Consider the following 19,503-nt stretch of genomic DNA (forward strand, 5'->3'; position numbering starts at 1 on the left):
CGTGACGCCGACCAGGGGCCCCGATTCCTAGCTTCGAGAGCGACGCACCAACGCGTCCGCAGCAAGAACCGAAGCAGGAACAAGGGGGACCGGTCATGGCACAGCATTTCCTCGGCCCACGAGCGCGCCGGACGCTGGCCGGCGCGCTCCTCGCGGCGGCGGTCGTGGTACCGCTGGCGGGGGCAGCGCAGGCGTCGGACGTCCCCGCGCCCGTGCCCGGCGTCCAACCGCCGCTCGCCAACGGAGGCGTGGCCGCCCTCGGCGCCCGTTATGCCGCGTCCCGCGCCGACATCCAGGCCGCCGAGCGCTTCGCCGACGCCGCGGGCGATCCCACCCGCGCAGCCGAACTCCGCGTCCTCGCCGGGCCGTCGCGCCACTTCCTCTCCTTCGACGGACGCGACGGCGGTCGCACCGTCGAGGTGCTCGGCGACCTCGCCCACGCCCGGCGCATCGCCGTGCTGGTGCCGGGCTCCGACACCAACCTCGACACCTACGAGCGCTTCCACGCCGACGCCGCCGCACTGGAACAGGCCGCGGGCGGCGACGCGACGCACACCGCCGTGGTCGCCTGGCTCGGCTACCAGACGCCCGAGACCGTCTCGCCGGCGGTCCTCACCGTGGGCCGCGCGAACCAGGCCGCCCCGCAACTGGTGTCCTTCGTACGGCAGTTGCAACGGCTCGAACCGGACGCCCGGACCACGCTCGCGTGCCACTCCTACGGCTCCGTCGTCTGTGCCCGCGCGGCGAGCGGGCTCCACGTCGCGGACCTGGTCCTCTACGGCAGCCCCGGCGTCGGCAGCGACGCCTCGACCGTGGCCGGTCTGCACACCACCGCCACGGTCTGGGCCGGGCGCAGCAGCGGTGACTGGATCGCCGACGTGCCGCACGTCCGCGTCCCGCTCGGCTTCACCACGCTCGGTCTCGGCACCGACCCGGTCGCGCCCGGCTTCGGCGCACGGATCTTCGCCGCCGGGAGCGGCACGCACAGCCAGTACCTCAGCCCCGGCTCGCCCGCTCTGCGCAGCATCGCCGCCATCGTCTCCGGCACGGCTGACGGCACGGCGAACGGCACGGCGGACGGCTCGGCGAACGGCAAGGGGGGTGCGTTGTGACCAGTCCGCTCTCCCCCTACCGCGCCACCTACCGCTCCGTCGCCGCGCGGATCGACGCTGCCACGCCGCCGCAGCGCGACCGGGCCATCGACGCGCTGCGCGCCTTCGCCATCCTCGGGGTGGTGCTCGGCCACTGGCTGGTCACCGCGCTCGTCCTCGACTCCGGCACGCTCAAGGACAGCAGCCCGCTCCAGCACCTGCCGCAACTCGACTGGGTCTCCTGGCTGTTCCAGACCCTCGCGGTCTTCTTCCTGGTCGGCGGCCATGTCGCGGCGCGCAGCTACGCCGCCGCGCAGGCCCGCGGCACCGGGTACGGGAGCTGGCTGGCCGCGCGGTTCGCCCGGCTGACCAGGCCGGTCGCGGCCGTGCTGGTGGTCTGGGCCGTGGTCGCGGGAGCGCTGCTGGTCAGCGGCGTCAACACCGGGACCGTGGTGATGCTGGTGAAGCTGGTCCTCTCCCCGCTCTGGTTCCTGCTCGTCTTCGCCGCGCTGACGGCGGCCACCCCGCTGGTCCGCAGGCTGCACCCGCTCTGGCCGCTGGCCGTCGTCCTCTATGTCGACCTCGCACGGTTCGGCTTCCACCAGCCGGGCTGGCTGGGCTGGTTCAACCTGCCCGCCGGATGGCTGGTCCCGTACTGCCTGGGCGCGGCCTGGGCCAGGGAGGGGATGTCGAGCCGCCGCACCGGCTGGGTGCTGCTGCTCGGCGGCGCGGCGGCCACGGTCCTGCTGGTGCGTTACGCCGGCTACCCCGCCTCGATGGTGGGCGTGCCCGGCGGGCGGATCTCCAACCTCAACCCGCCGACGCTGGCCTCGGTCACCTTCGGCCTGGCCCAGTGCGGCGCGGCTCTGCTGCTGCTCGGCCCGCTGCGCCGGTGGCTCGCGCGGCCGGGCGCGTGGGCGCTGGTGGCGCTGGTCAACCTGTCCGCGATGACGATCTTCCTGTGGCACCAGACGGCGATGATCGCGACCACCGCGCTCGGCCTGCTCGTCGCCGGCGGCCCGGTCGTCGGTCTGCACACCGCGCCCGACACCGGCGCCTGGGTGCTGGCCCGGTTGCTCTGGCTGCCCGCCTTCGCGACCGTGCTGGCCGGATGCTGGGCCGCCTTCCGGCACTACGAGCAGCCGCGCAGGCCGCGCAGCGCCCGCAGGCGCAGCCACATCGTCCGGTCCTCGCGACACGCGAACTCCGACGCCCGTTCGACCGATGGCCATAAGGTGGCGACGTGAACGGGCACCAGGAGGGTGGCGTGAACGGGCCGAACGGGCCGAACGGGACGGCGTGGGCGGAACGCGCGGAACAACTCAGGGGGCTGGCCCGGCTGCTCGGCCGGAATGTCCGGCAGGACCTGGTGCGGCCCGTCCTCAACCGCTCCGCACCGACCGCGGACATGCGGGAACCGCCGTGGCGGGTCCGGAAGTCGGTCGTCACCTTGCTCGTCCTGCTCGGCGCCGCCGCGCTGATCCTCAACGGCAACCAGTACGCCTTCGCCTTCCACCTCGGGCTGCCGGTCGGCATCGTGCTGGCCGCCGGTCAGTCCTTCGCCCTGGTCTGGGCGTTGTGGGAGCCGGTCCCGGCCTGGTGGCTGTCGACGGCCACCATGCTCGCCGGGGCGTTGACCGCAACGGCCCTCCACGGCGATGTGACCGCCGGCCTCGTGAGCCTCGGGGAGCCCGGCTGGACTGCCGTCACCATCCTGCTCCAGTCCGGCGTCCTGCTGCTCCTGGCGCTGCGGTTGCGCCCGCGCGTCGCGATGGAGGCGCTCGGCCTCTCGCTCTTCGCCGGGCTGCTGGCCGGGCTCTACCGCTCGCCCGACGAGAGCTCGTCGATCGGGGCAGCCGTGCTGACCTTCTCCGTCGCCGTGCTGGTCGGCTCCTCCCTGCGCGGGTTGCGGGCCGCCCGCACCGAGCTGGTGGCCCAGGAGGAGCTGACCGCCGAGGAGCGCGCGCGGCGCACCGTGCTGGAGGAGCGCAGCCGGATCGCCCGGGAGCTGCACGATGTGGTCGCCCACCACATGTCGGTGATCTCCATCCAGGCGCAGGTCGCCCCGCACCTGGTCGAGGACCCGCCGCAGGAGCTGCGCGAGACGCTCGACGGCATCCGGCAGAACGCCGTCGAGGCACTGACCGAACTACGCCGCGTCCTGGGCGTGCTGCGCGCCGAGGACCCGCTCGCCGACGGCGTGGACGAGGCCCCGCAGCCCACCCTGGCCCGGCTGCCCGACCTGCTGGAGAACGTGCGCGGCGCCGGACTGACCGTCGACGTCACGGTGACCGGCAAAGAGCGTCCGCTCGCACCGGGCGTCGAACTCTCCGCGTACCGGATCATCCAGGAGGCGGTGAGCAACGCGATGCGGCATGCGCCGGACGCGGCCGTCGCGATCACCCTCGACTACCGACCCGCCGCGCTCGGCGTCACCGTCGCCAACGAGCCGCCGCGGAGCCCCGCGCCGCCCTCGCCCGGCGCGAGGCACGGGCTGCTCGGGATGCGCGAACGCGCGGCGATGCTCGGCGGCGAGCTCACGGCCGGACCCACCCCGCAGGGCGGCTACCAGGTCACGGCCCTGCTTCCCCTGGCTGCACCGGCCGCACCGGCCGCCACAGCGTTGCGTCCACTCTCGGAGGACCGCTCATGACGATCCGCGTGATGATCGCCGACGACCAGATGATGGTCCGCCAGGGATTCACCGTGCTGCTCAACCTGGAGCCGGACATCGAGGTCGTCGGCCAGGCCGTGGACGGCAACGAGGCCATCGCCAAGGTCGCCGAGCTCAGACCGGACGTGGTGCTGATGGACATCCGGATGCCCGGCCTCGGCGGGATCGAGGCCACCCGGCGCATCGTCGGACCCGCGACGGACAACACCGTCAAGGTGCTGATCCTGACCACCTTCGACCTGGACGAGTACGTCTACGAGGCGCTGCGCGCGGGCGCGTCCGGCTTCCTGCTCAAGGAGGCCTCGGCGAGCGAACTCGCCCAGGCGGTCCGGGTCGTGGCCGCAGGCGACGCGCTGCTGGCGCCGAACATCACCAAGCGGCTGATCTCCGAGTTCACCCGGATGCCCGGCACTCCGCGTCAGCCGACACGCGAGCGGATCGGCGAGCTGACGGAGCGTGAGACCGAGGTGCTGTCGCTGATCGCGCAGGGCCTCTCCAACGCGGAGATCGCCGCCAACCTGGTCGTCGCCGAGCAGACGGTGAAGACCCATGTCAGCCGGATCCTGGTCAAGCTCGGTCTGCGCGACCGCACCCAGGCCGCCGTCTTCGCCTACGAGTCCGGCCTGGTCCGCCCCGGGCACTGAACGCCCGGCGGTCAGTAGACCGTCGGCTCCGCCAGACGCGCTAACCGTGGGCGCGGCGGGGCCGCTCGGGCGAACGCGTGGCTGATGATGGCCGGGTGCGACTTGATCATGTGTCCTACGCAGTGGCCCGCGACAGCTTCGTCTCGACCGTCCAGCGACTCGGCTCGGCGCTCGGCGCGGGCTTCGTCGACGGGGGTGTGCATCCGCGCTTCGGCACCCGGAACTTCGTGCTCCCCCTCGCCTCCGGCACCTACGTCGAGGTGGTGACCACGCTCGACCACCCGGCCGCCGACCGCGCGCCGTTCGGACGCGCGGTGGCCCGGCGCGCGGAGGAGGGCGGCGGCTGGCTCGGCTGGGTGGTCTCGGTCGACGACATCGCTCCGGTCGAGGCCCGCCTGGGCCGCCAGGCGGCCGAGGGCCACCGGGTCCGACCGGACGGCTTCGACCTGCGCTGGAAGCAGATCGGCCTGCTGGAGCTGCTGGATGACCCGCAACTCCCCTACTTCCTGCAGTGGTTGGTGGACCCGGCGGAGCGTCCCTCGGCCGACCCGCGGACCGCGTCGACCATCAAGGGCCTCTCCATCGCCGGGGACGCGGCCGCGATCGCGGAGTTCCTCGGCGAGCCCGCCGACCATCCGCTCGACCAGGTCGACGTCACCTGGGTCGAGGACGAGGATCCGGGCCTGGTCGCCGTCGAGTTCGACACCGCGCACGGACCGGTCACCATCTGAGGTCAGCGCGTGTCCGTCACCTGGTCGGGTTCATCTTCGGCGTGCTTCCGGCGTGCCGGCGGCCGTTCCATGACTGATAGGTCATACATAGTGGGGTGATGGAGACGAGGGAGCAGATCTACCGGCATCTGCGTGAGCTTCGCGATCACCTTGCCGCCGAGACGGGCCGCTTCGGCGAGATCAGCGACGGCGAGGTCGTCATGATGATGAGCCCGGTGCCGCAGCACGGCCTGGCGGCCAAGCGCATCGTCCGCCAGCTCGACGCCCAGCTGCCGGTGCCGCTGGCGGCGTTCAGGAACACCGATACCGACGACGAGCATCTGGGCAAGCTGCGGATCCCGGACATCGTGGTGGTGGCAGAGGAAGTCATGAACACGGCCAACCCTCTGGATCCGCGCGAGATCGCCCTCGCGGTGGAGATCGTCTCGCGGTCGAACCCCGACAACGACTACGTGAGGAAGGTCGCCGACTACGCGGCGATGGAAATCCCCGACTACCTCATCGTCGACCCCCGCAACGGCACGGCCCGTCACCTGTGGCACATCGTCGTCAAGGACGGCCGCCCGGTGTACGACAACCAGGTCTCCTACAGCTTCGGTGACGTCATTCCGATCGGTGACCTGCGGATCGACACCTCCGTCCTTCCCCTGTACGACGACGCGGACCGGCCGTGACCCCCGGGGCCCTGATCCGCAGACGGCGTGAGGAACTCAGCTGGTCCCAGGCACAGTTGGCCGAGGCCGCAGGGACCGCGCAGTCCGTCGTGTCGAGGATCGAGTCCGGACGCCTGAACCCGACCGTGGACATGCTGGCGCGCCTTGCGGAGGCGATGCACTCCGATCTGACGCTGCGCATCGTGGCCCGCTGACCGGACGCCGCCGTGGCACCAGCGTCCGGGCATGCTGTCCGGAACGGTCACCCTCCGTCGGCGTGTCGTACTCACCACAGTATGGGCGAAAAGCGGTAACTTTAACCGGTTTCTCACCATCGTTCCGTGAGTATGAGGAGACGTCATGAACCGGCGGATCGCCGCACTTCTGGTAGGCGGGATGCTGTCCCTCGCGGGCCTGGCGGCCGCGCCGACGACAGCGTCGGCCGACTCGGCCGACTCGGGCTCGTCGTACCCGCAGACGCAGAAGTACGTGTGCAACGTCAACGACTCGGACACGACCGCGGTCGTCCAGACGAACGACATCGCCGGCGCCTCCGACTCGCTGCCCGCCTTCCTGCCCATGCAGTTGAGCAACTGCCGCCCGGCGTCCTGACCCGGGCCGGCCCGGTCGACGCGCCCCTTCCGGACCACGTCCGCACCACGGCCGGGGCGCGCCGTCTGCCGGAAGGCCGACCGACGCGGGATAGTGGCGTCATGCGCGTGGCAGTGCTGACGGCAGGATCGCGGGGCGATGTCGCCCCCTACACCGGACTTGGCCACGCCCTGCTCCGGGCCGGTCACGAGGTGACCCTGGTGACGCACGCGCGGTTCGCACCGCTGGCGAGCGCCGCCGGACTGGGTTTCCACCCCCTCCCCGTGGACCCGCGCGCGGTGCTGGAGTCCTCGGCCGGACGCGGACTGCACCGCAGTGCGACCGGCGCGGGCAAACTGGCCCGACTGGTCGCGCTCGCCCGGAGCAGCGTGATGGACCTCGCCGAGGCGCTCGTCGAGCCCGCACAGCACGCGGACGTGCTGCTGCTCTCCGCCGTGCTCGCACCCCTGGGCCATGTCCTGGCCGAGGGGATCGGCCTGCACACTCTCGGCGTCTATCTCCAACCACTGGCTCCCACAGGCGAGTTCGTCGCACCCGTGACGGGCACGCACTCCTGGGGGCCGGTCGGCAACCGGGTCAGCGGACGGCTGGTCAACGCGGGCGTCGACGCGATCTTCGTCGAGGCCGCCCGGATGCTGCGCACCCGCCTGGGCCTGCCGCGCGCGGGCGTGCGGGCGACTCGCCGCGCGCGCGAGCAGCAGGGATGGCCGGTCCTGCACGGCTTCAGCCCGCTGGTGGTCCCCCGCCCCCGGGACTGGCGGCCCGGCCTGGAGATCTGCGGCTACTGGTGGCCGTACGACCCGGCGGATGACCAGCCGCACCGGCCAGGTGACCGGCCTGATGTCGAACTCCCCACCGAGCTACGGGACTTCCTCGCCTCCGGGCCTCCGCCCGTCTTCGTCGGCCTGGGCAGCGCCACCGTCCCCGACCCCGACCGCACCAGCGCCCTGATCGTCGCCGCACTGCGCGCGGCGGGCCTGCGCGGGCTGGTCCAACGCGGCTGGGCCGGGCTGCACGCCGAGGGCGACGACATGCTCACCGTCGACGAACTGCCGCATTCCCGCGTCTTCCCGCACACCGCGGCCGTGGTCCACCACGCCGGTGCGGGCACCACGGCCGCGGTGCTCCGTGCCGGCGTTCCCTCCGTACCGCTACCGGTCCAGTTCGACGCGGCGTTCTGGGCACGTCGTCTGACCACGCTCGGCGTCGCCCCGGACGCCGTCCCGCTGCGCCGCCTCACCGTGGACGCACTGGCCGTCGCCCTGCGCCGGGCCACGCGCACAGGCCTTCACCGGGACCGGGCACGCCAGTTGGGCGCCCTCATCCGCGCCGAGGACGGCACGATCGGCGTCCTGGCCCACCTCGACCGGCTGGCATGACTGCCCATCTGACCTCTTACCTGTGCGGACAGTTGAACAAACATCTCTCCTCACCCGCCGCACCACCCAAATCGGACAAGGCCGTTCGATTTAGTACAGATCCACTGCGTACGACATGCACGATTTATCCGCACCTGCCGGGCATCCGCACCGAAGTGTGAAGAACGTGTCGACGCCACACACAAGCCGTGGCCGCCACCCCCACTTTTCGGTCGAAAACTTTCACGGAATATCCGGCACCCCAACTCGACGCGGTTCGGGCTGCCGTGCTTGGATCATTCCAATCACGGAACCGCAAGGGAGCGATCGGAATTCTCAGGAATCCGGCCGAGCCTGACCGCCCGCGCCCTGCTACTCCGTCGATTACCGCCGAAGCGATTCGGCGAAACCAAGTGCAGTGCACCAAAGCAACGAAGGGAAACGCACGTGCGCAACGTCACCCCCCAGGTCGAGACCCGTGAGATCTCCGACAACGAGCTGGACAACGTCTCCGGTGGTATCGGCCTGCTGGGCCTGGACGCCACTGGTGTTGTCACCCCCGTCCTCGGCGCTGTCGAGTCGGTCCTCCCGGTCGGCGGCCTCGTCGCCGGCGCCGGCGCGCTGATCCCGTCGCAGGTCACCGGTCTCGCCGGTCTGTGATACCTCACTCCGCTGCCCCGGACGCACTCGTGCTCCGGGGCGGCGGAGTCGTGTCCGTCCGCGCCTGCGCCGGCGGTTCTGCAAGAATTCACGAACATGTAATGCGGTTGAAGGAACAGGGAAGTGCAGTTTCGACAGAAGGCGCTTTCCAAGCTGCAGTCACCTGATGATCTCGATCTTCCGGTGCATTTGGCGCGACCGCAGGGACGAATGGTTCTCGCCGTCACCGTGGTGGTGATGGCCGCTGCCATTTTCTGGGCATTCCAGGGTTCCGTCTCCCCGGTTCTCACCGCCTCGGGAATCCTCACCTACGGCGAGGGCAGCTACACGCTGCAAAGCCCGGTGGCCGGTCAGGTCACCACGCTCCTGGTCAACCCCGGCGACCTGGTGGCCGCGAACGCCCCGCTGCTGACGGTCCGCACCGACCGCGGCACCGACGAGACCGTGCGGGCCGTCGCCGCCGGCCGGGTGACCGAACTGGGCGCCAACATCGGCGCGGTGGTCACCGTCGGCGCGAATCTGGCCACCCTGGAAAAGGTGAACAGCCCCAACGACCCACTGGTGGCGGTCCTCTACCCGCAAAGCGGCAGCGCTCCGACGATCCCGGTGGGAGCCACGGTCGATCTGACGGTGCAGTCGGTCCCCTCGGACCGGTACGGCGTGCTGGAGGGCCAGGTCCTCGCCGCCGGCACGGTCCCGCAGACCCAGCAGCAGATCGCGGACTTCCTCGGCGACGCCCAACTCGCCTCCCAGTTCACGGCGCAGGGCCAACCGCTGGCCGTGGTGATCAAGCTCGAACGCTCGCCGGGAACCTCCTCCGGCTACACCTGGTCCCGCCCGCCGGGCCCGCCCTACGCCATCACCGACACCACCATCGTGAGCGGGACCGTGCACCTGACAGCTCAGCATCCGATCAGCTGGATCCTGCCGTGAGCGGCGAGCGGAGCGCGGAGGTCCCGTCATGAGCGGGGCACGACGCGCCGCGCAGCAGCCCACCGCCCGCCCCTCGCGGAAGGCTCCCAAGCAGCCGCGCCAGCGCAAGCCCCGGCCCGTCCGCAGCCCCAGCGTGCTGCAGATGGAGGCCGTGGAGTGCGGGGCGGCCTCGCTCGCCATGGTGCTCGGTCATTTCGGCCGCCATGTGCCGCTCGAGGAACTGCGGGTCGCCTGCGGCGTCTCCCGCGACGGTTCGCGTGCGAGCAACGTGCTGAAGGCGGCCCGTGGTTACGGCCTGACCGCCAAGGGCATGCAGATGGAGCCGGCCGCGCTGGCACTGCTGCCGGCCCCGGCCGTGCTCTTCTGGGAGTTCAACCACTTCGTCGTCTACGACGGCATGGGACGGCACTTCGGCCGTCCCGGGGTGCGTATCAACGACCCCGCCCGGGGCCGACGGTTCGTCTCCATGGAGGACTTCGACACCAGCTTCACCGGCGTGGTGCTGACCATGGAGCCCGGACCCGACTTCCGGCGCGGCGGTCGGAAGCCGGGGTTCGGCAGTGCGGTGCCGCTGCGCCTGCGCGGGCTGTCCGGGCCGATGTTCGCGGCGCTGCTGACCAGCTTCCTGCTGGTCGTCGTCGGCGTGGTGACGCCCGCGCTCAGCCGGACGTTCATCGACGCGTTCCTGATCGGCCGTCAGGACTCGTTGCTGCCGATCCTGCTCGCCTCGATGGGCGCGGCGCTGGTGCTGACGCTCGTGCTGACCTCGCTGCAACAGGCCAACCTGCTGCGCGCCCGCATGATCTCCTCCACGCTGAGCAGCGCCCGGTTCCTACGCCATCTGCTCCGACTACCGGTCGGCTTCTTCGCCCAGCGCAGCCCGGCCGACCTGGTGCAACGCCTGCAGTCCAACGACAGCGTCGCCGAGACCCTCGCCCGGGACCTCGCCGGAGCCGGCGTGGACGCGGTCGTGGTCGTGGTCTACGCGATCCTGCTGTGGAGCTACGATCCCCAACTCACCCTGCTGGGCGTGCTGATCGCGCTGCTCAACGTGGTGGCGCTGCGCGTGGTGGTCCGGGTCAGGGCCAGCGGCGTGCAGAAGCTGCGGGTCGACAGCGCGCGGCTGACCACCACCTCGTTCAGCGGTATCCAGCTGATCGAGACGATGAAGGCCACCGGCGGCGAGAACGGCTGGTTCCGGCGCTGGGCCGGGCAGCACGCGACCACCCTGGACGGGCAGCAGCGGCTCGGCATGCCGAGCGCGGTGCTGGCCGTCGTCGCGCCGACCCTCGCGGCGGTCAACAGCGCGCTGATCCTGCTGCTCGGCGGGCTGCGCGCGGTGGACGGGCAGATCTCCATCGGTCTGCTGGTCGCCTTCCAGGCGCTGATCACCAGCTTCACCGCGCCCGTCACCCGGCTCAACGGTGTGGCCGGACGCGTCCAGGACTTCGCGGCCGACGTCGCCCGGCTCAAGGACGTCGAGAACTACCCGGTCGACCCGGTCTTCTCGCGCCGGGAGGCGGCGCCGGACAGCCGCCGCCTCAGCGGCCACCTCACCCTCTCCGACGTCACCTTCGGCTACAGCCCGCTGGACGACGCGCTGCTCACCGACTTCTCGCTGACCGTCGGGCCGGGCCGCCAGGTCGCCCTGGTCGGCGGGTCGGGCAGCGGCAAGTCGACCGTGTCGCGGCTGATCGCCGGGCTCTACGAGCCGTGGGAGGGCGAGATCCGCATCGACGGCCGCCGCCTCACCGAGATCCCGCGCGGTTCGCTGTCGGCCTCGGTCTCCTTCGTCGACCAGGACGTCTTCCTCTTCGAGGGCACCGTCCGCGACAACGTCGCGCTGTGGGACCCCTCGATCTCCGACGAGGCGGTCACCGCCGCACTGCGCGACGCCGCCGTGCTGGACGTGGTCTCCCGCCGTCCCGGCGGCATCCGCAGCCGGGTGGAGCAGGACGGGCGCAACTTCTCCGGCGGCCAGCGGCAACGGCTGGAGCTGGCGCGGGCCCTGGTCCGCGACCCCAGCATCCTGGTCCTCGACGAGGTGACCAGCGCCCTGGACGCGGAGACCGAGCAGCAGATCATCGACAACCTGCGGCGACGCGGCTGCGCCTGCGTGGTCATCGCGCACCGCCTCAGCACCGTCCGCGACAGCGACGAGATCCTGGTCCTCGACCACGGCCGCGTGGTCGAGCGCGGCCGTCACGAACAGCTGGTCGCCGTCGGCGGCCCGTACGCACAACTGGTCAGGGAGCGCTGAGATGTCCTCCACGGACCACACGGCTGCGGACGGGACCTGGGGCGATCCGTCGTCCACGGGCGAGATCTGGACCGACCCTGCGTCCACCGGTGAGATCTGGACCGACCCTGCGACGACGGGTCAGCTGGCAACGGGCCAGATATGGGCCCAGCCCGGGGCCGCCGCACAGGCCACCGCACAGGCCGCCACGGCACCGACGGCCGCACCGATCGCACCGCAGACGCCGCTCGATCCCGTCGTCCACGCCTTCGGCGCCCTCGGCAACGTCGTGGACTGCACGGGAGTGCGCGCCCTCCCGCTGGCCGGGCCGGAGGCGCTCTGGCTGGTCATGGACGGCGCCATGGACCTCTTCGCCGTCGACGCCGCCCACGAGGGCCGCTGGCACTTCCTCGGCCGCCTCGAGACCGGAACGCTGCTGCTGGGCGCGGTCCCCGGCCCGCAGCACACCCTCGTCGGCAGGCCCGTCCCCGGCTGCGTGCTGCACCGCGTCCCGCTGCGGCAGCTCAACACCATGGGCTACCAGCAGACGCACCCGCAGACCTACCCGCAGGGCTATGCACAGGGGTACCAGCAGGGGTACCCGCAGGACTACGGCCAGGCAGGCCAGGGGTACCAGCAGTGGCCCACGGACGCCGCACCCGGCCCGCTGGAGCAGGCCTTCTCGCTCGGCTTCGGTCGCGGGCTGAGCATCCTCTTCGGCACCCGTGACATGACGTCGGGTCACGGTCTGGACGAGGTGCTGGACGTCCCGGTCGCGGCGGGCCAACTCCAGTACGGCACCGTGCCAGTGCCCGGACTGCCCATCGACCTGCTGATCGACCCCTCGCTCTGGCAGGACCTGGTGAACCAGCAGACCAGGCTGCTCCACGCGATGGACCGCTGGATCGAGGAGACCGAACGCGCCCACGAGGACCGCGCGTCGGCCGGTCTCCGGGCCGGCGAGGCGATCCGAGCGGAGGCCGACCGGACCCTGCTGACCTCCATCGAGGGCCGCAGAAGGACCGCCGACGCCGCCCACCAGAAGTCCGACCCGCTCTCCGCCGCAGAGTCCTACGACGCCGCGCTGACCGCCTTCCGCCAGGTCGCCGCCGTCGCCGGGATCACCGTCGTCGCGCCGCACGCCGGTGCCGGGGTCGGTGCCGGGGTCGCTACCGGAGCGGACGACCGTGCGGATCCGGTCGAGCGGATCGCCGACAGCTCACGCGTCCGGATCCGCACGATCCGGCTCAGCGGCGCGTGGTGGAAGGAGAACGCAGGCCCGCTGGTGGGCTACCGCGCGGCCAGCGGCACGCCGGTGGCGCTGCTCTGGCAGCGTGGCGCGTACCGGACGGTCAGCCCCAGCTCGGGTCGCCGCACCACGGTGAACGCGGGCAACGCCGAGTCGTTCGCCCCGCGCGCCGTCATGCTCTACCGGCCGCTCCCGGAACGCCCGCTCACCGCCTGGCGGTTGCTCGCCTTCGGCGTCCGCGGCAGCCGGGCGGACCTGCGCGACCTGACGATCGGCGGCCTGGTCGCCGTCCTGCTCGGCGCGCTGGTCCCGATCGCGACCGGTCAGGTGCTGGGCGTCCTGGTGCCCGACGCGCGCAACGACCTGATCGTGCAGGTCTCGTCGGCGCTGGTGGTGGCCTCGGTCGTGTCCGCGGCGTTCATGATGCTGCAGAACGTCTCCCTGCTGCGCCTGGAGGGGCGTGTCGAGGGCTCCCTCCAACCGGCGGTCTGGGACCGGCTGTTGCGGCTGCCGACATCCTTCTTCGCGGACCGCTCCACCGGTGAGCTGGCCAGCGCGGCGATGGGCATCAGCGCGGTCCGCAAGGTGCTGTCCGGGATCAGCTCGGTGGCCGTGCAGGCGGGCGCTGCCGCCACCGTCAACCTGGTGCTGCTGCTCTGCTACAGCGTCCCGCTGGCGCTGGCGACCCTCGGGCTGCTGATCCTGGTCGGAGCCGCGTTCCTCGGGCTGGGCCTGTGGCAGGTCCGGTGGCAGCGGCGGCTGGTGGAGCTCACCAACAAGCTCAGCAACCGCTCCTTCCAGACCCTGCGCGGGCTGCCCAAGCTGCGCGTGGCGGCGGCCGAGAGCTTCGCGTACGCCGCCTGGGCGGACGAGTTCGCCCGCAGCCGGGAGCTGCAGCGCAAGGTGGGCCGGATCAAGAACCTGACCACCGTGCTCAACGCGGTCTGCCTGCCGCTGACGACGCTGGTGATGTTCGCCCTGCTCGCCGGTCCCGCAAAGGGCGCACTGGACGCGAGCAGCTTCCTGACCTTCACCTCGGCAGTCACCACACTGCTCGCGTCGATCACCCAGCTGACCGGCGCGCTGGTTTCGGCGGTGGCGGTGCTGCCGCTCTTCGAGCAGATCAAGCCGGTGCTCGACGAACTCCCCGAGGTCGCCGAGGGCGACGCCGACCCTGGACGGCTGACCGGCGCGATCGAGGTGGAGCACCTCAGCTTCCGGTACGGCGACGGGCCGTCGGTGCTGGACGACGTGTCGCTCCGGGTGCTGCCGGGCGAGTTCGTCGCCGTGGTGGGCGCGAGCGGCAGCGGCAAGTCGACCCTGCTGCGGCTGTTGATCGGCTTCGAGAAGCCGGTGTCCGGCAGCGTCCGCTACGACGGCCAGGATCTGACCGCCCTGGACCGGACGGCGGTGCGCCGCCAGTGCGGCGTGGTGCTGCAGAACGCGCAGCCGCTGACCGGCTCCATCCTCGACTGCATCCGCGGCACCGAGTCCTTCACCGTCGAGGAGGCATGGGAGGCGGCGGCGATGGCGGGCCTGGCCGAGGACATCAAGCGGCTACCCATGGGCATGCACACCGTGCTGACCGACGGCGGCGGCACCGTCTCCGGCGGCCAGCGCCAACGCCTGATGCTGGCCCAGGCGTTGATCCGCCGCCCGCGCCTCCTCTTCCTCGACGAGGCCACCAGCGCCCTGGACAACGAGACCCAGCGCATCGTCATCGAGAGCACCCGCGAACTGCAGGCCACCCGCGTGGTGATCGCCCACCGGCTCTCCACCGTGCTGGACGCGGACCGCGTGGTGGTCATGGCGGACGGCCGCATCGTCCAGCAGGGCGCACCCGCCGAACTCCTCGCCGACACCGAGGGCTTGTTCCACCAGCTGGCCCGCCGCCAGATGCATTGACGTCCCGTTGCGGTGAAGTCCGGTTGCGGTGTCGTCCCGCTCCGGGACTTCTTCGCTCGTTCGCGCGCAGTCTGTACCTACTAGTATGTAAGATGGCTCCATGAGCACGAAGGACCGCCTCATCGAGAGCACGCGCGAACTGCTGTGGGAGCGCGGCTACGTCGGCACGAGCCCCAAGGCAATCCAGCACGCGGCCGGGGCCGGGCAGGGCAGCATGTACCACCACTTCTCCGGCAAGGAGGAGCTGGCGCGCGCCGCCATCGACCGCACCGCCGAGGAGATGCGCGCGGCCGTCGACGCCCAGCTCGCCGGTCCGGGCACGGCGCTGGAGCGCATCTCCGCCTACCTGCTCCGCGAACGCGAGGTCCTGCGCGGCTGCCCGATCGGCGGACTCACCCAGGACGCGGAGGTCATGGCCACGCCCGCCCTCCGGGAGCCGGTCGACCGGACCCTCTCCTGGCTGCGCGCGCGCCTGGCGCAGGTCGTCGCCGAAGGCATCGCCGCCGGGGAGTTGAGCCCCGCGCTCGATCCGGCAGCCACGGCGTCGTCCATCGTCGCCACGCTCCAGGGCGGCTACGTCCTCGCCCGCGCGGCCGACAGCGCCCAGCCCTTCGACCAGGCCGTCGCGGGCATCCTCGCCCTGCTCCGCGCCTCCGCACCGCACTGACCGCGTCCAGGAAGGACATCGCCAGCATGGCCACCGAGACCGACCAGTCCGCGCCGCCGCTCAGCCGAGTGATCGTCATGAACCAGAAACTGCTGGAGCCGCTGACCGTCGAGCGCGTCGAGATCCGCCGCATCACCATCGCCGCCGGGCACTCGACCGGCCTGCACATCCACAACGGTCCGGTCTTCGGCACCATCGAGTCCGGCAGCGCGCTCTACCAGATCGAGGGCGAGGAACCGACCCTCCTGGGTCCCGGCGACGTCTTCTACGAACCGCAGGACGTCCGTATCGCGACCTTCGAGCCGGTCGGCGAGAGCGACGTGGTCTTCTTCGGGTTCTTCCCGCTCGGCGCCGACCAGCACGCAGAGCTGATCATTCCGGAGGCGTGAGGCGCCGGCACCGCCCAGCCACCGCCGCTCCTCCTCGTCAGCAGTCGGCACGCACGAGCCGGGCACGCCGGGCGTCGTGTCCGGGGCAGTCACAGCCGTGCACCCGGCCGTTGACCTTGTAGACGCCGACGCCGCAGCCACAGGCGCAGTCCGTCACCCCGGTGCAGCCGGGGAAGACGCAGGTGCCGCCGTTGGACGGCTGCCACGTCCGCACACCGGGCGTGGGCCACGTGAACGGCTGCTTCGTCTCCGGGTAGTCCGGACGCGGGGAGACCGCCTCGTGGCCGCGCCCAGGCAGCGTGCGCGCGCTCACCGGCACCGCCGCTGCCGTGCGATCTCCGCGAACAGCTCGGTGCGGCGGGTCACCATGTCCTCGGCGTCGGCGCGGTGGTCGAACGCCAACGGGTAGCCGTCTCCGTCCGCCATCAACTGGCCGTCCTCGCGGATGCGGTAGACGTCCCAGCGTGCGTCGTACTCCACGGTCGCACTCACCACTGGACCTCGCCATCGGCCTGGTGGCAGGAGCAGACGCAGGAGACCGGCACCCACCCCAGCGCGTGATGCCGGTATCCCGGCGCCCGGCACTGCTGGTGGAGATCAGGCCAGCGATCCGCGCCGACCTTGCACGGGGGTGTCAGGTACGGGCGCGGCAGCGGGCCGGGGGCGGGCGATGGTGCGGGCGCAGGGTCCGCCATCGAGAGAGCGGTAACCGTCATGTGACCGAAAGTAGGGAGCGCCGGTGACCGCCCTCCACGGTTTTGCGGCCTTTTGCGCGCGAGTTAGTTCAACGCCTCCGCCGCGGCCTCCAGCAGTTTCCGCGCGGCCGGCCCGTACACGGCCATCTGACCGAGCTCGGTGAATGCCCGCTCGTACAACTCGACCTCACCCGGCGCCGTGATCGTCAACGACGCCGACAGCGTCTCTAGGCTCACCGTCTCCTGATCGAAGATGTGGAACGTTGTCTGGGTCCACATCGACGTCCAGTCAGCCGAGAAGGGGATCACCCCCAGCGCCACCGACGGCCAGGCCATCACCTCCTGCAGGTGCGCGAGCTGTTCCGCCATCACCTTCCGGCCGCCGACCCGACGACGCAGCACACCTTCATCGATGAGGGCCACCATGCGGTGATTTCCCTGGCGCAGCACCAGGGTGCGCTCCCGCCGCACCTCGACCGCGGCGTCGATATCGTTCGGGACCTGCCGGAATCCGGCGATGGCTGACAGCAGCGCCCGCACGTACCCCGGCGTCTGCAGCAGTCCCGGCACCTGCGTGGAGGAGTAGACGCGGAACACCCGAGTGCGCTCGTACAACGGCCGGGCGCTCTCCTGAAGCCGGCGCATCCCACCACGCTGCTGCCGCTTCCACTCGACGTACATCTGATCGGCCTGACGGCTGGCCGCGATCAGGTCCGTCGCCGCACCGTCCTGCCCACAGGCGGCACACCAGGCGCGGACATCAGCATCGGACGGCACCATCTTGGCGTGCTCGATCCGGCTGGTCTTCGCCGAGTGCCAGCCGCACCGCGAGGACAGCTCCAGACCGGACAGACCCGCGTCCAGCCGCAGCTCCCGCATCTGCGCCGCGACCCGTTCGCGGGCTGCCTGGGCGCTGGACGACGGGGACTTGGCCATGGGTTCGCGGGCCTGCCGGTCAGGCTTACTGGAGCTTGTACTGCTCGTGCGGGACGGCGCGCTCCCACACGGTCTCGAACGCGACCTTCACGGCGTCGACGGTGTTCGGGTCGAGGCACCACTCCCGGTCGACGACCTGGCCGTCGCCGGAGAAGAACGTGAACTGCACCGCTTCGTTGTCCCACATCCACAGGTCAGCAGCGGGCAGCATGATGTCTGCGGCCTGGCGGCGGGGCAGCCAACGGACCAGCTCACCGGCGTTGAGGTTGTCCTCGGTTCCGGCGTGCTCGAACCGGATGTAGTCGGTGACGGGCTCCGACACAATGCGGGCGCGACGTACGACGACTCCCCGGGCGACCATGTCGCGCACAGTGGTCATCCACCCGGCGCGCTTGATCCGGTCGAGCTCGGGGTCACGGCGGCCGGTCTGCCGGAACAGCTTGAACCGCTCGGCCTCGCCGGGAACGCCGTACACGTCACGGAGCTCGAGGTGGACGGCGGAGAAGCGGCAGACCTCGAACGGGTCGTCAGCCGTCCAGTCCCTCTGCGACATCACATGCCTTCCTCAGGATCGGCACCATGCGGGCCGGGATACGGACGACGTCCTCGTGCGCGGGGACGCCGGGCTGGTGGCGCGGGGCGGGGCAGTCGTTGACCCTCTGCCGCAGCTCCTCACCGGCCTTCCATCCCTGTACGACGATCTCGTCCTTCTCGTGGTCGACCCAGATGGTCGGCGAGTCCCTGTCGTCGGTGCTGGGGTCGACGCCGACGTACTCTAGCGGCTCCATGATCCCTCCACGGGCGGTGGCAATCAGTGGTCCTGGACACCGTTGTGCGTCAACGGACGGCCCGTCAAGAGCGCAGGGAGGCACGATCCACACGCTCGCCAACGCGGTTCGAGGTTGGTGGCCGCCAGGCTACGGCTGTCCCATGGTCACGCAGCCTGGCGACCGGTCCGGGGGAAGGGGCCTCAGCCCCTGTCCTGCACCGAGGCGTCCGGCGCCGAGGTCACCAGGATCCGGTGGACCAGGCGCGCGGCGGCGCGGGCGGTGCGGGTGTCGACGTCGAGGTCCGGGTTGAGCTCCGCGACGTCGACGAGGACCGGCTTGCCGCTCGCCACGACCTTGGTGCAGACGTGCTCGACGATCTCGATCGGCACGCCGTAGGCGGCCGGTGCGCTGACGCCCGGGGCCGCACCGGCCGGGAGGACGTCGAGGTCGATCGTCAGGTGCACCACGTCGCAGCTGTCCAGGAACTCCTCGACGAAGGCGTCGACCCGCTCCCGGTCCAGCGCGCCGCACTCGGTGTCGGTGAGGTAGCGGACGCCGAGCCGTTCCGCGGTGCGGAACAGCGTCTCCGTGTTGCTGGGCTGACTGATGCCGAGCACCCAGTAGTTGAGCCGACGGCCCGCTGCCTCCTCGTCCTGCGCCATCTGCAGGAACGGCGTCCCGGAGCTGGGCCGGGGCTCGTCGCGCAGGTCGAAGTGCGCGTCGAGGTTGAACACGCCCAGCCGGGCGCCGTCGCGGAGCAGCCCACTGCCGGTGATCCCGAGGTAGCTGCCGTAGGCGACCTCGTGGCCGCCGCCGAGGACGGTGACCCGCAGGCCCTGGTCGAGCAGCTCGGCGACCGCGCTGCCGAGGCGCCGGTGGCCGGCCTCCAGATCGTCGTCGGCGACCTCCACGTCACCGACGTCCACGGCCTGCTGACGCGACGGCAGCGCCATCGACGCGAGCGCAGCCCGCAGCGTGCGGGGACCGTCGGCCGCGCCCTGCCGCCCCTTGTTGCGCCGCACGCCCTCGTCGCTGCGGAAGCCGACAAAGGCCGCATCACCGGGAGCAGCCTCGGCGTGGTCGAGGGAGACCACGTGGTGCCACCGAAGGTGTTCGGCGCCGGGGCCGTCGTCGCGGCCCGACCACAGGGTCGGGGCCACGTCGACGGCCACAGCAAGGCTGTTCGCCATCAGGCGTCGCCTTCGCGCATCGGGATGCGGACCTGGCGTTCGTCGGCGACGTCGGCGGCGAGGTCGTAGCCGGCGTCGACGTGGCGGATGACGCCCATGCCCGGGTC

At 71.5% G+C, this 19,503-nt stretch carries 21 protein-coding genes; 15 read left to right on the forward strand and 6 right to left on the reverse strand.

Features of this window, described 5'->3' with window-relative positions:
• Positions 1–95: 95 nt before the first annotated feature.
• From ABH940_RS29245 to ABH940_RS29315, 15 genes are all read left to right on the forward strand, one after another.
• Entirely contained in the window at positions 96–1,112 is a 1,017-nt protein-coding gene (locus ABH940_RS29245) for an alpha/beta hydrolase (RefSeq protein ID WP_370106629.1), read from the forward strand.
• Complete coding sequence (locus ABH940_RS29250; RefSeq protein ID WP_370071684.1) at positions 1,109–2,338, forward strand: acyltransferase; 1,230 nt, start codon at positions 1,109–1,111, stop codon at positions 2,336–2,338. Before ABH940_RS29245 ends, ABH940_RS29250 begins: the two co-directional genes overlap by 4 nt.
• A 20-nt stretch (positions 2,339–2,358) precedes the next feature.
• Positions 2,359–3,744, forward strand: a complete 1,386-nt coding sequence (locus tag ABH940_RS29255; protein ID WP_370106630.1) for a sensor histidine kinase — start codon at positions 2,359–2,361, stop codon at positions 3,742–3,744.
• Positions 3,741–4,409: a response regulator gene (locus tag ABH940_RS29260; RefSeq protein ID WP_370071682.1), complete on the forward strand. Its 669-nt coding sequence runs from the start codon at positions 3,741–3,743 to the stop codon at positions 4,407–4,409. Before ABH940_RS29255 ends, ABH940_RS29260 begins: the two co-directional genes overlap by 4 nt.
• A gap of 95 nt (positions 4,410–4,504) precedes the next feature.
• Positions 4,505–5,140, forward strand: coding sequence for a VOC family protein (locus tag ABH940_RS29265; protein WP_370071681.1), 636 nt, complete (start codon positions 4,505–4,507; stop codon positions 5,138–5,140).
• Positions 5,141–5,238: 98 nt separating this feature from the next.
• Positions 5,239–5,814: a Uma2 family endonuclease gene (locus tag ABH940_RS29270; protein ID WP_370071680.1), complete on the forward strand. Its 576-nt coding sequence runs from the start codon at positions 5,239–5,241 to the stop codon at positions 5,812–5,814.
• A complete protein-coding gene (locus ABH940_RS29275; RefSeq protein ID WP_370106631.1) occupies positions 5,811–6,008 on the forward strand; it encodes a multiprotein-bridging factor 1 family protein in 198 nt (65 codons plus the stop codon). The genes ABH940_RS29270 and ABH940_RS29275 overlap by 4 nt, the downstream gene beginning before the upstream one ends.
• A 145-nt stretch (positions 6,009–6,153) precedes the next feature.
• Positions 6,154–6,405: a hypothetical protein gene (locus tag ABH940_RS29280; protein ID WP_370071678.1), complete on the forward strand. Its 252-nt coding sequence runs from the start codon at positions 6,154–6,156 to the stop codon at positions 6,403–6,405.
• Between the two features lie 101 nt (positions 6,406–6,506).
• Complete coding sequence (locus ABH940_RS29285) at positions 6,507–7,784, forward strand: glycosyltransferase (protein ID WP_370106632.1); 1,278 nt, start codon at positions 6,507–6,509, stop codon at positions 7,782–7,784.
• 426 nt (positions 7,785–8,210) lie between these two features.
• Positions 8,211–8,423: a bacteriocin gene (locus tag ABH940_RS29290; protein WP_370071676.1), complete on the forward strand. Its 213-nt coding sequence runs from the start codon at positions 8,211–8,213 to the stop codon at positions 8,421–8,423.
• Between the two features lie 123 nt (positions 8,424–8,546).
• On the forward strand, positions 8,547–9,356 hold the full coding sequence (locus ABH940_RS29295) for an HlyD family efflux transporter periplasmic adaptor subunit (protein WP_370071675.1): 810 nt from the start codon (positions 8,547–8,549) through the stop codon (positions 9,354–9,356).
• Positions 9,357–9,384: 28 nt separating this feature from the next.
• Positions 9,385–11,616: an NHLP family bacteriocin export ABC transporter peptidase/permease/ATPase subunit gene (locus ABH940_RS29300; RefSeq protein ID WP_370071674.1), complete on the forward strand. Its 2,232-nt coding sequence runs from the start codon at positions 9,385–9,387 to the stop codon at positions 11,614–11,616.
• A gap of 1 nt (position 11,617) precedes the next feature.
• Positions 11,618–14,749 carry an NHLP bacteriocin export ABC transporter permease/ATPase subunit gene (locus tag ABH940_RS29305; RefSeq protein WP_370106633.1) on the forward strand — a complete coding sequence of 1,044 codons (3,132 nt, stop codon included), beginning with the start codon at positions 11,618–11,620 and terminating at the stop codon, positions 14,747–14,749.
• A gap of 100 nt (positions 14,750–14,849) precedes the next feature.
• Positions 14,850–15,416, forward strand: a complete 567-nt coding sequence (locus ABH940_RS29310) for a TetR/AcrR family transcriptional regulator (RefSeq protein ID WP_370106634.1) — start codon at positions 14,850–14,852, stop codon at positions 15,414–15,416.
• A 26-nt stretch (positions 15,417–15,442) separates the two neighbouring features.
• A complete protein-coding gene (locus ABH940_RS29315) occupies positions 15,443–15,805 on the forward strand; it encodes a cupin domain-containing protein (RefSeq protein WP_370106635.1) in 363 nt (120 codons plus the stop codon).
• 37 nt (positions 15,806–15,842) lie between these two features.
• On the opposite strand, the gene ABH940_RS29320 is transcribed toward ABH940_RS29315, so the two are convergent.
• From ABH940_RS29320 to hutG, 6 genes are all read right to left on the reverse strand, one after another.
• Positions 15,843–16,118, reverse strand: a complete 276-nt coding sequence (locus tag ABH940_RS29320; RefSeq protein WP_370106636.1) for a hypothetical protein — start codon at positions 16,116–16,118, stop codon at positions 15,843–15,845.
• On the reverse strand, positions 16,115–16,297 hold the full coding sequence (locus tag ABH940_RS29325) for a hypothetical protein (protein ID WP_370106637.1): 183 nt from the start codon (positions 16,295–16,297) through the stop codon (positions 16,115–16,117). The genes ABH940_RS29320 and ABH940_RS29325 overlap by 4 nt, the downstream gene beginning before the upstream one ends.
• A gap of 287 nt (positions 16,298–16,584) precedes the next feature.
• A complete protein-coding gene (locus tag ABH940_RS29330; protein ID WP_370106638.1) occupies positions 16,585–17,436 on the reverse strand; it encodes a helix-turn-helix domain-containing protein in 852 nt (283 codons plus the stop codon).
• A 25-nt stretch (positions 17,437–17,461) separates the two neighbouring features.
• Positions 17,462–17,989, reverse strand: coding sequence for a DUF6879 family protein (locus ABH940_RS29335; RefSeq protein ID WP_370106639.1), 528 nt, complete (start codon positions 17,987–17,989; stop codon positions 17,462–17,464).
• Positions 17,964–18,224 carry a hypothetical protein gene (locus ABH940_RS29340; RefSeq protein ID WP_370106640.1) on the reverse strand — a complete coding sequence of 87 codons (261 nt, stop codon included), beginning with the start codon at positions 18,222–18,224 and terminating at the stop codon, positions 17,964–17,966. The genes ABH940_RS29335 and ABH940_RS29340 overlap by 26 nt, the downstream gene beginning before the upstream one ends.
• 182 nt (positions 18,225–18,406) lie before the next feature.
• Positions 18,407–19,396, reverse strand: a complete 990-nt coding sequence (gene hutG, locus ABH940_RS29345; RefSeq protein ID WP_370106641.1) for a formimidoylglutamase — start codon at positions 19,394–19,396, stop codon at positions 18,407–18,409.
• Positions 19,397–19,503 lie beyond the last annotated feature (107 nt).

The organism is Streptacidiphilus sp. BW17 (assembly GCF_041262485.1).
Taxonomy (GTDB): Bacteria; Actinomycetota; Actinomycetes; order Streptomycetales; family Streptomycetaceae; genus Streptacidiphilus.

Bases quoted from the DNA above. Each gene is read 5' to 3' on its own strand.
- ABH940_RS29245 (WP_370106629.1), top strand. From the start codon at position 96: ATGGCACAGCATTTCCTCGGCCCACGAGCGCGCCGGACGCTGGCCGGC.
- ABH940_RS29260 (WP_370071682.1), top strand. From the start codon at position 3,741: ATGACGATCCGCGTGATGATCGCCGACGACCAGATGATGGTCCGCCAG.
- ABH940_RS29270 (WP_370071680.1), top strand. From the start codon at position 5,239: ATGGAGACGAGGGAGCAGATCTACCGGCATCTGCGTGAGCTTCGCGAT.
- ABH940_RS29280 (WP_370071678.1), top strand. From the start codon at position 6,154: ATGAACCGGCGGATCGCCGCACTTCTGGTAGGCGGGATGCTGTCCCTC.
- ABH940_RS29285 (WP_370106632.1), top strand. From the start codon at position 6,507: ATGCGCGTGGCAGTGCTGACGGCAGGATCGCGGGGCGATGTCGCCCCC.
- ABH940_RS29300 (WP_370071674.1), top strand. From the start codon at position 9,385: ATGAGCGGGGCACGACGCGCCGCGCAGCAGCCCACCGCCCGCCCCTCG.
- ABH940_RS29305 (WP_370106633.1), top strand. From the start codon at position 11,618: ATGTCCTCCACGGACCACACGGCTGCGGACGGGACCTGGGGCGATCCG.
- ABH940_RS29310 (WP_370106634.1), top strand. From the start codon at position 14,850: ATGAGCACGAAGGACCGCCTCATCGAGAGCACGCGCGAACTGCTGTGG.
- ABH940_RS29315 (WP_370106635.1), top strand. From the start codon at position 15,443: ATGGCCACCGAGACCGACCAGTCCGCGCCGCCGCTCAGCCGAGTGATC.
- ABH940_RS29330 (WP_370106638.1), bottom strand. From the start codon at position 17,436: ATGGCCAAGTCCCCGTCGTCCAGCGCCCAGGCAGCCCGCGAACGGGTC.
- ABH940_RS29335 (WP_370106639.1), bottom strand. From the start codon at position 17,989: ATGTCGCAGAGGGACTGGACGGCTGACGACCCGTTCGAGGTCTGCCGC.
- ABH940_RS29340 (WP_370106640.1), bottom strand. From the start codon at position 18,224: ATGGAGCCGCTAGAGTACGTCGGCGTCGACCCCAGCACCGACGACAGG.
- hutG (WP_370106641.1), bottom strand. From the start codon at position 19,396: ATGGCGAACAGCCTTGCTGTGGCCGTCGACGTGGCCCCGACCCTGTGG.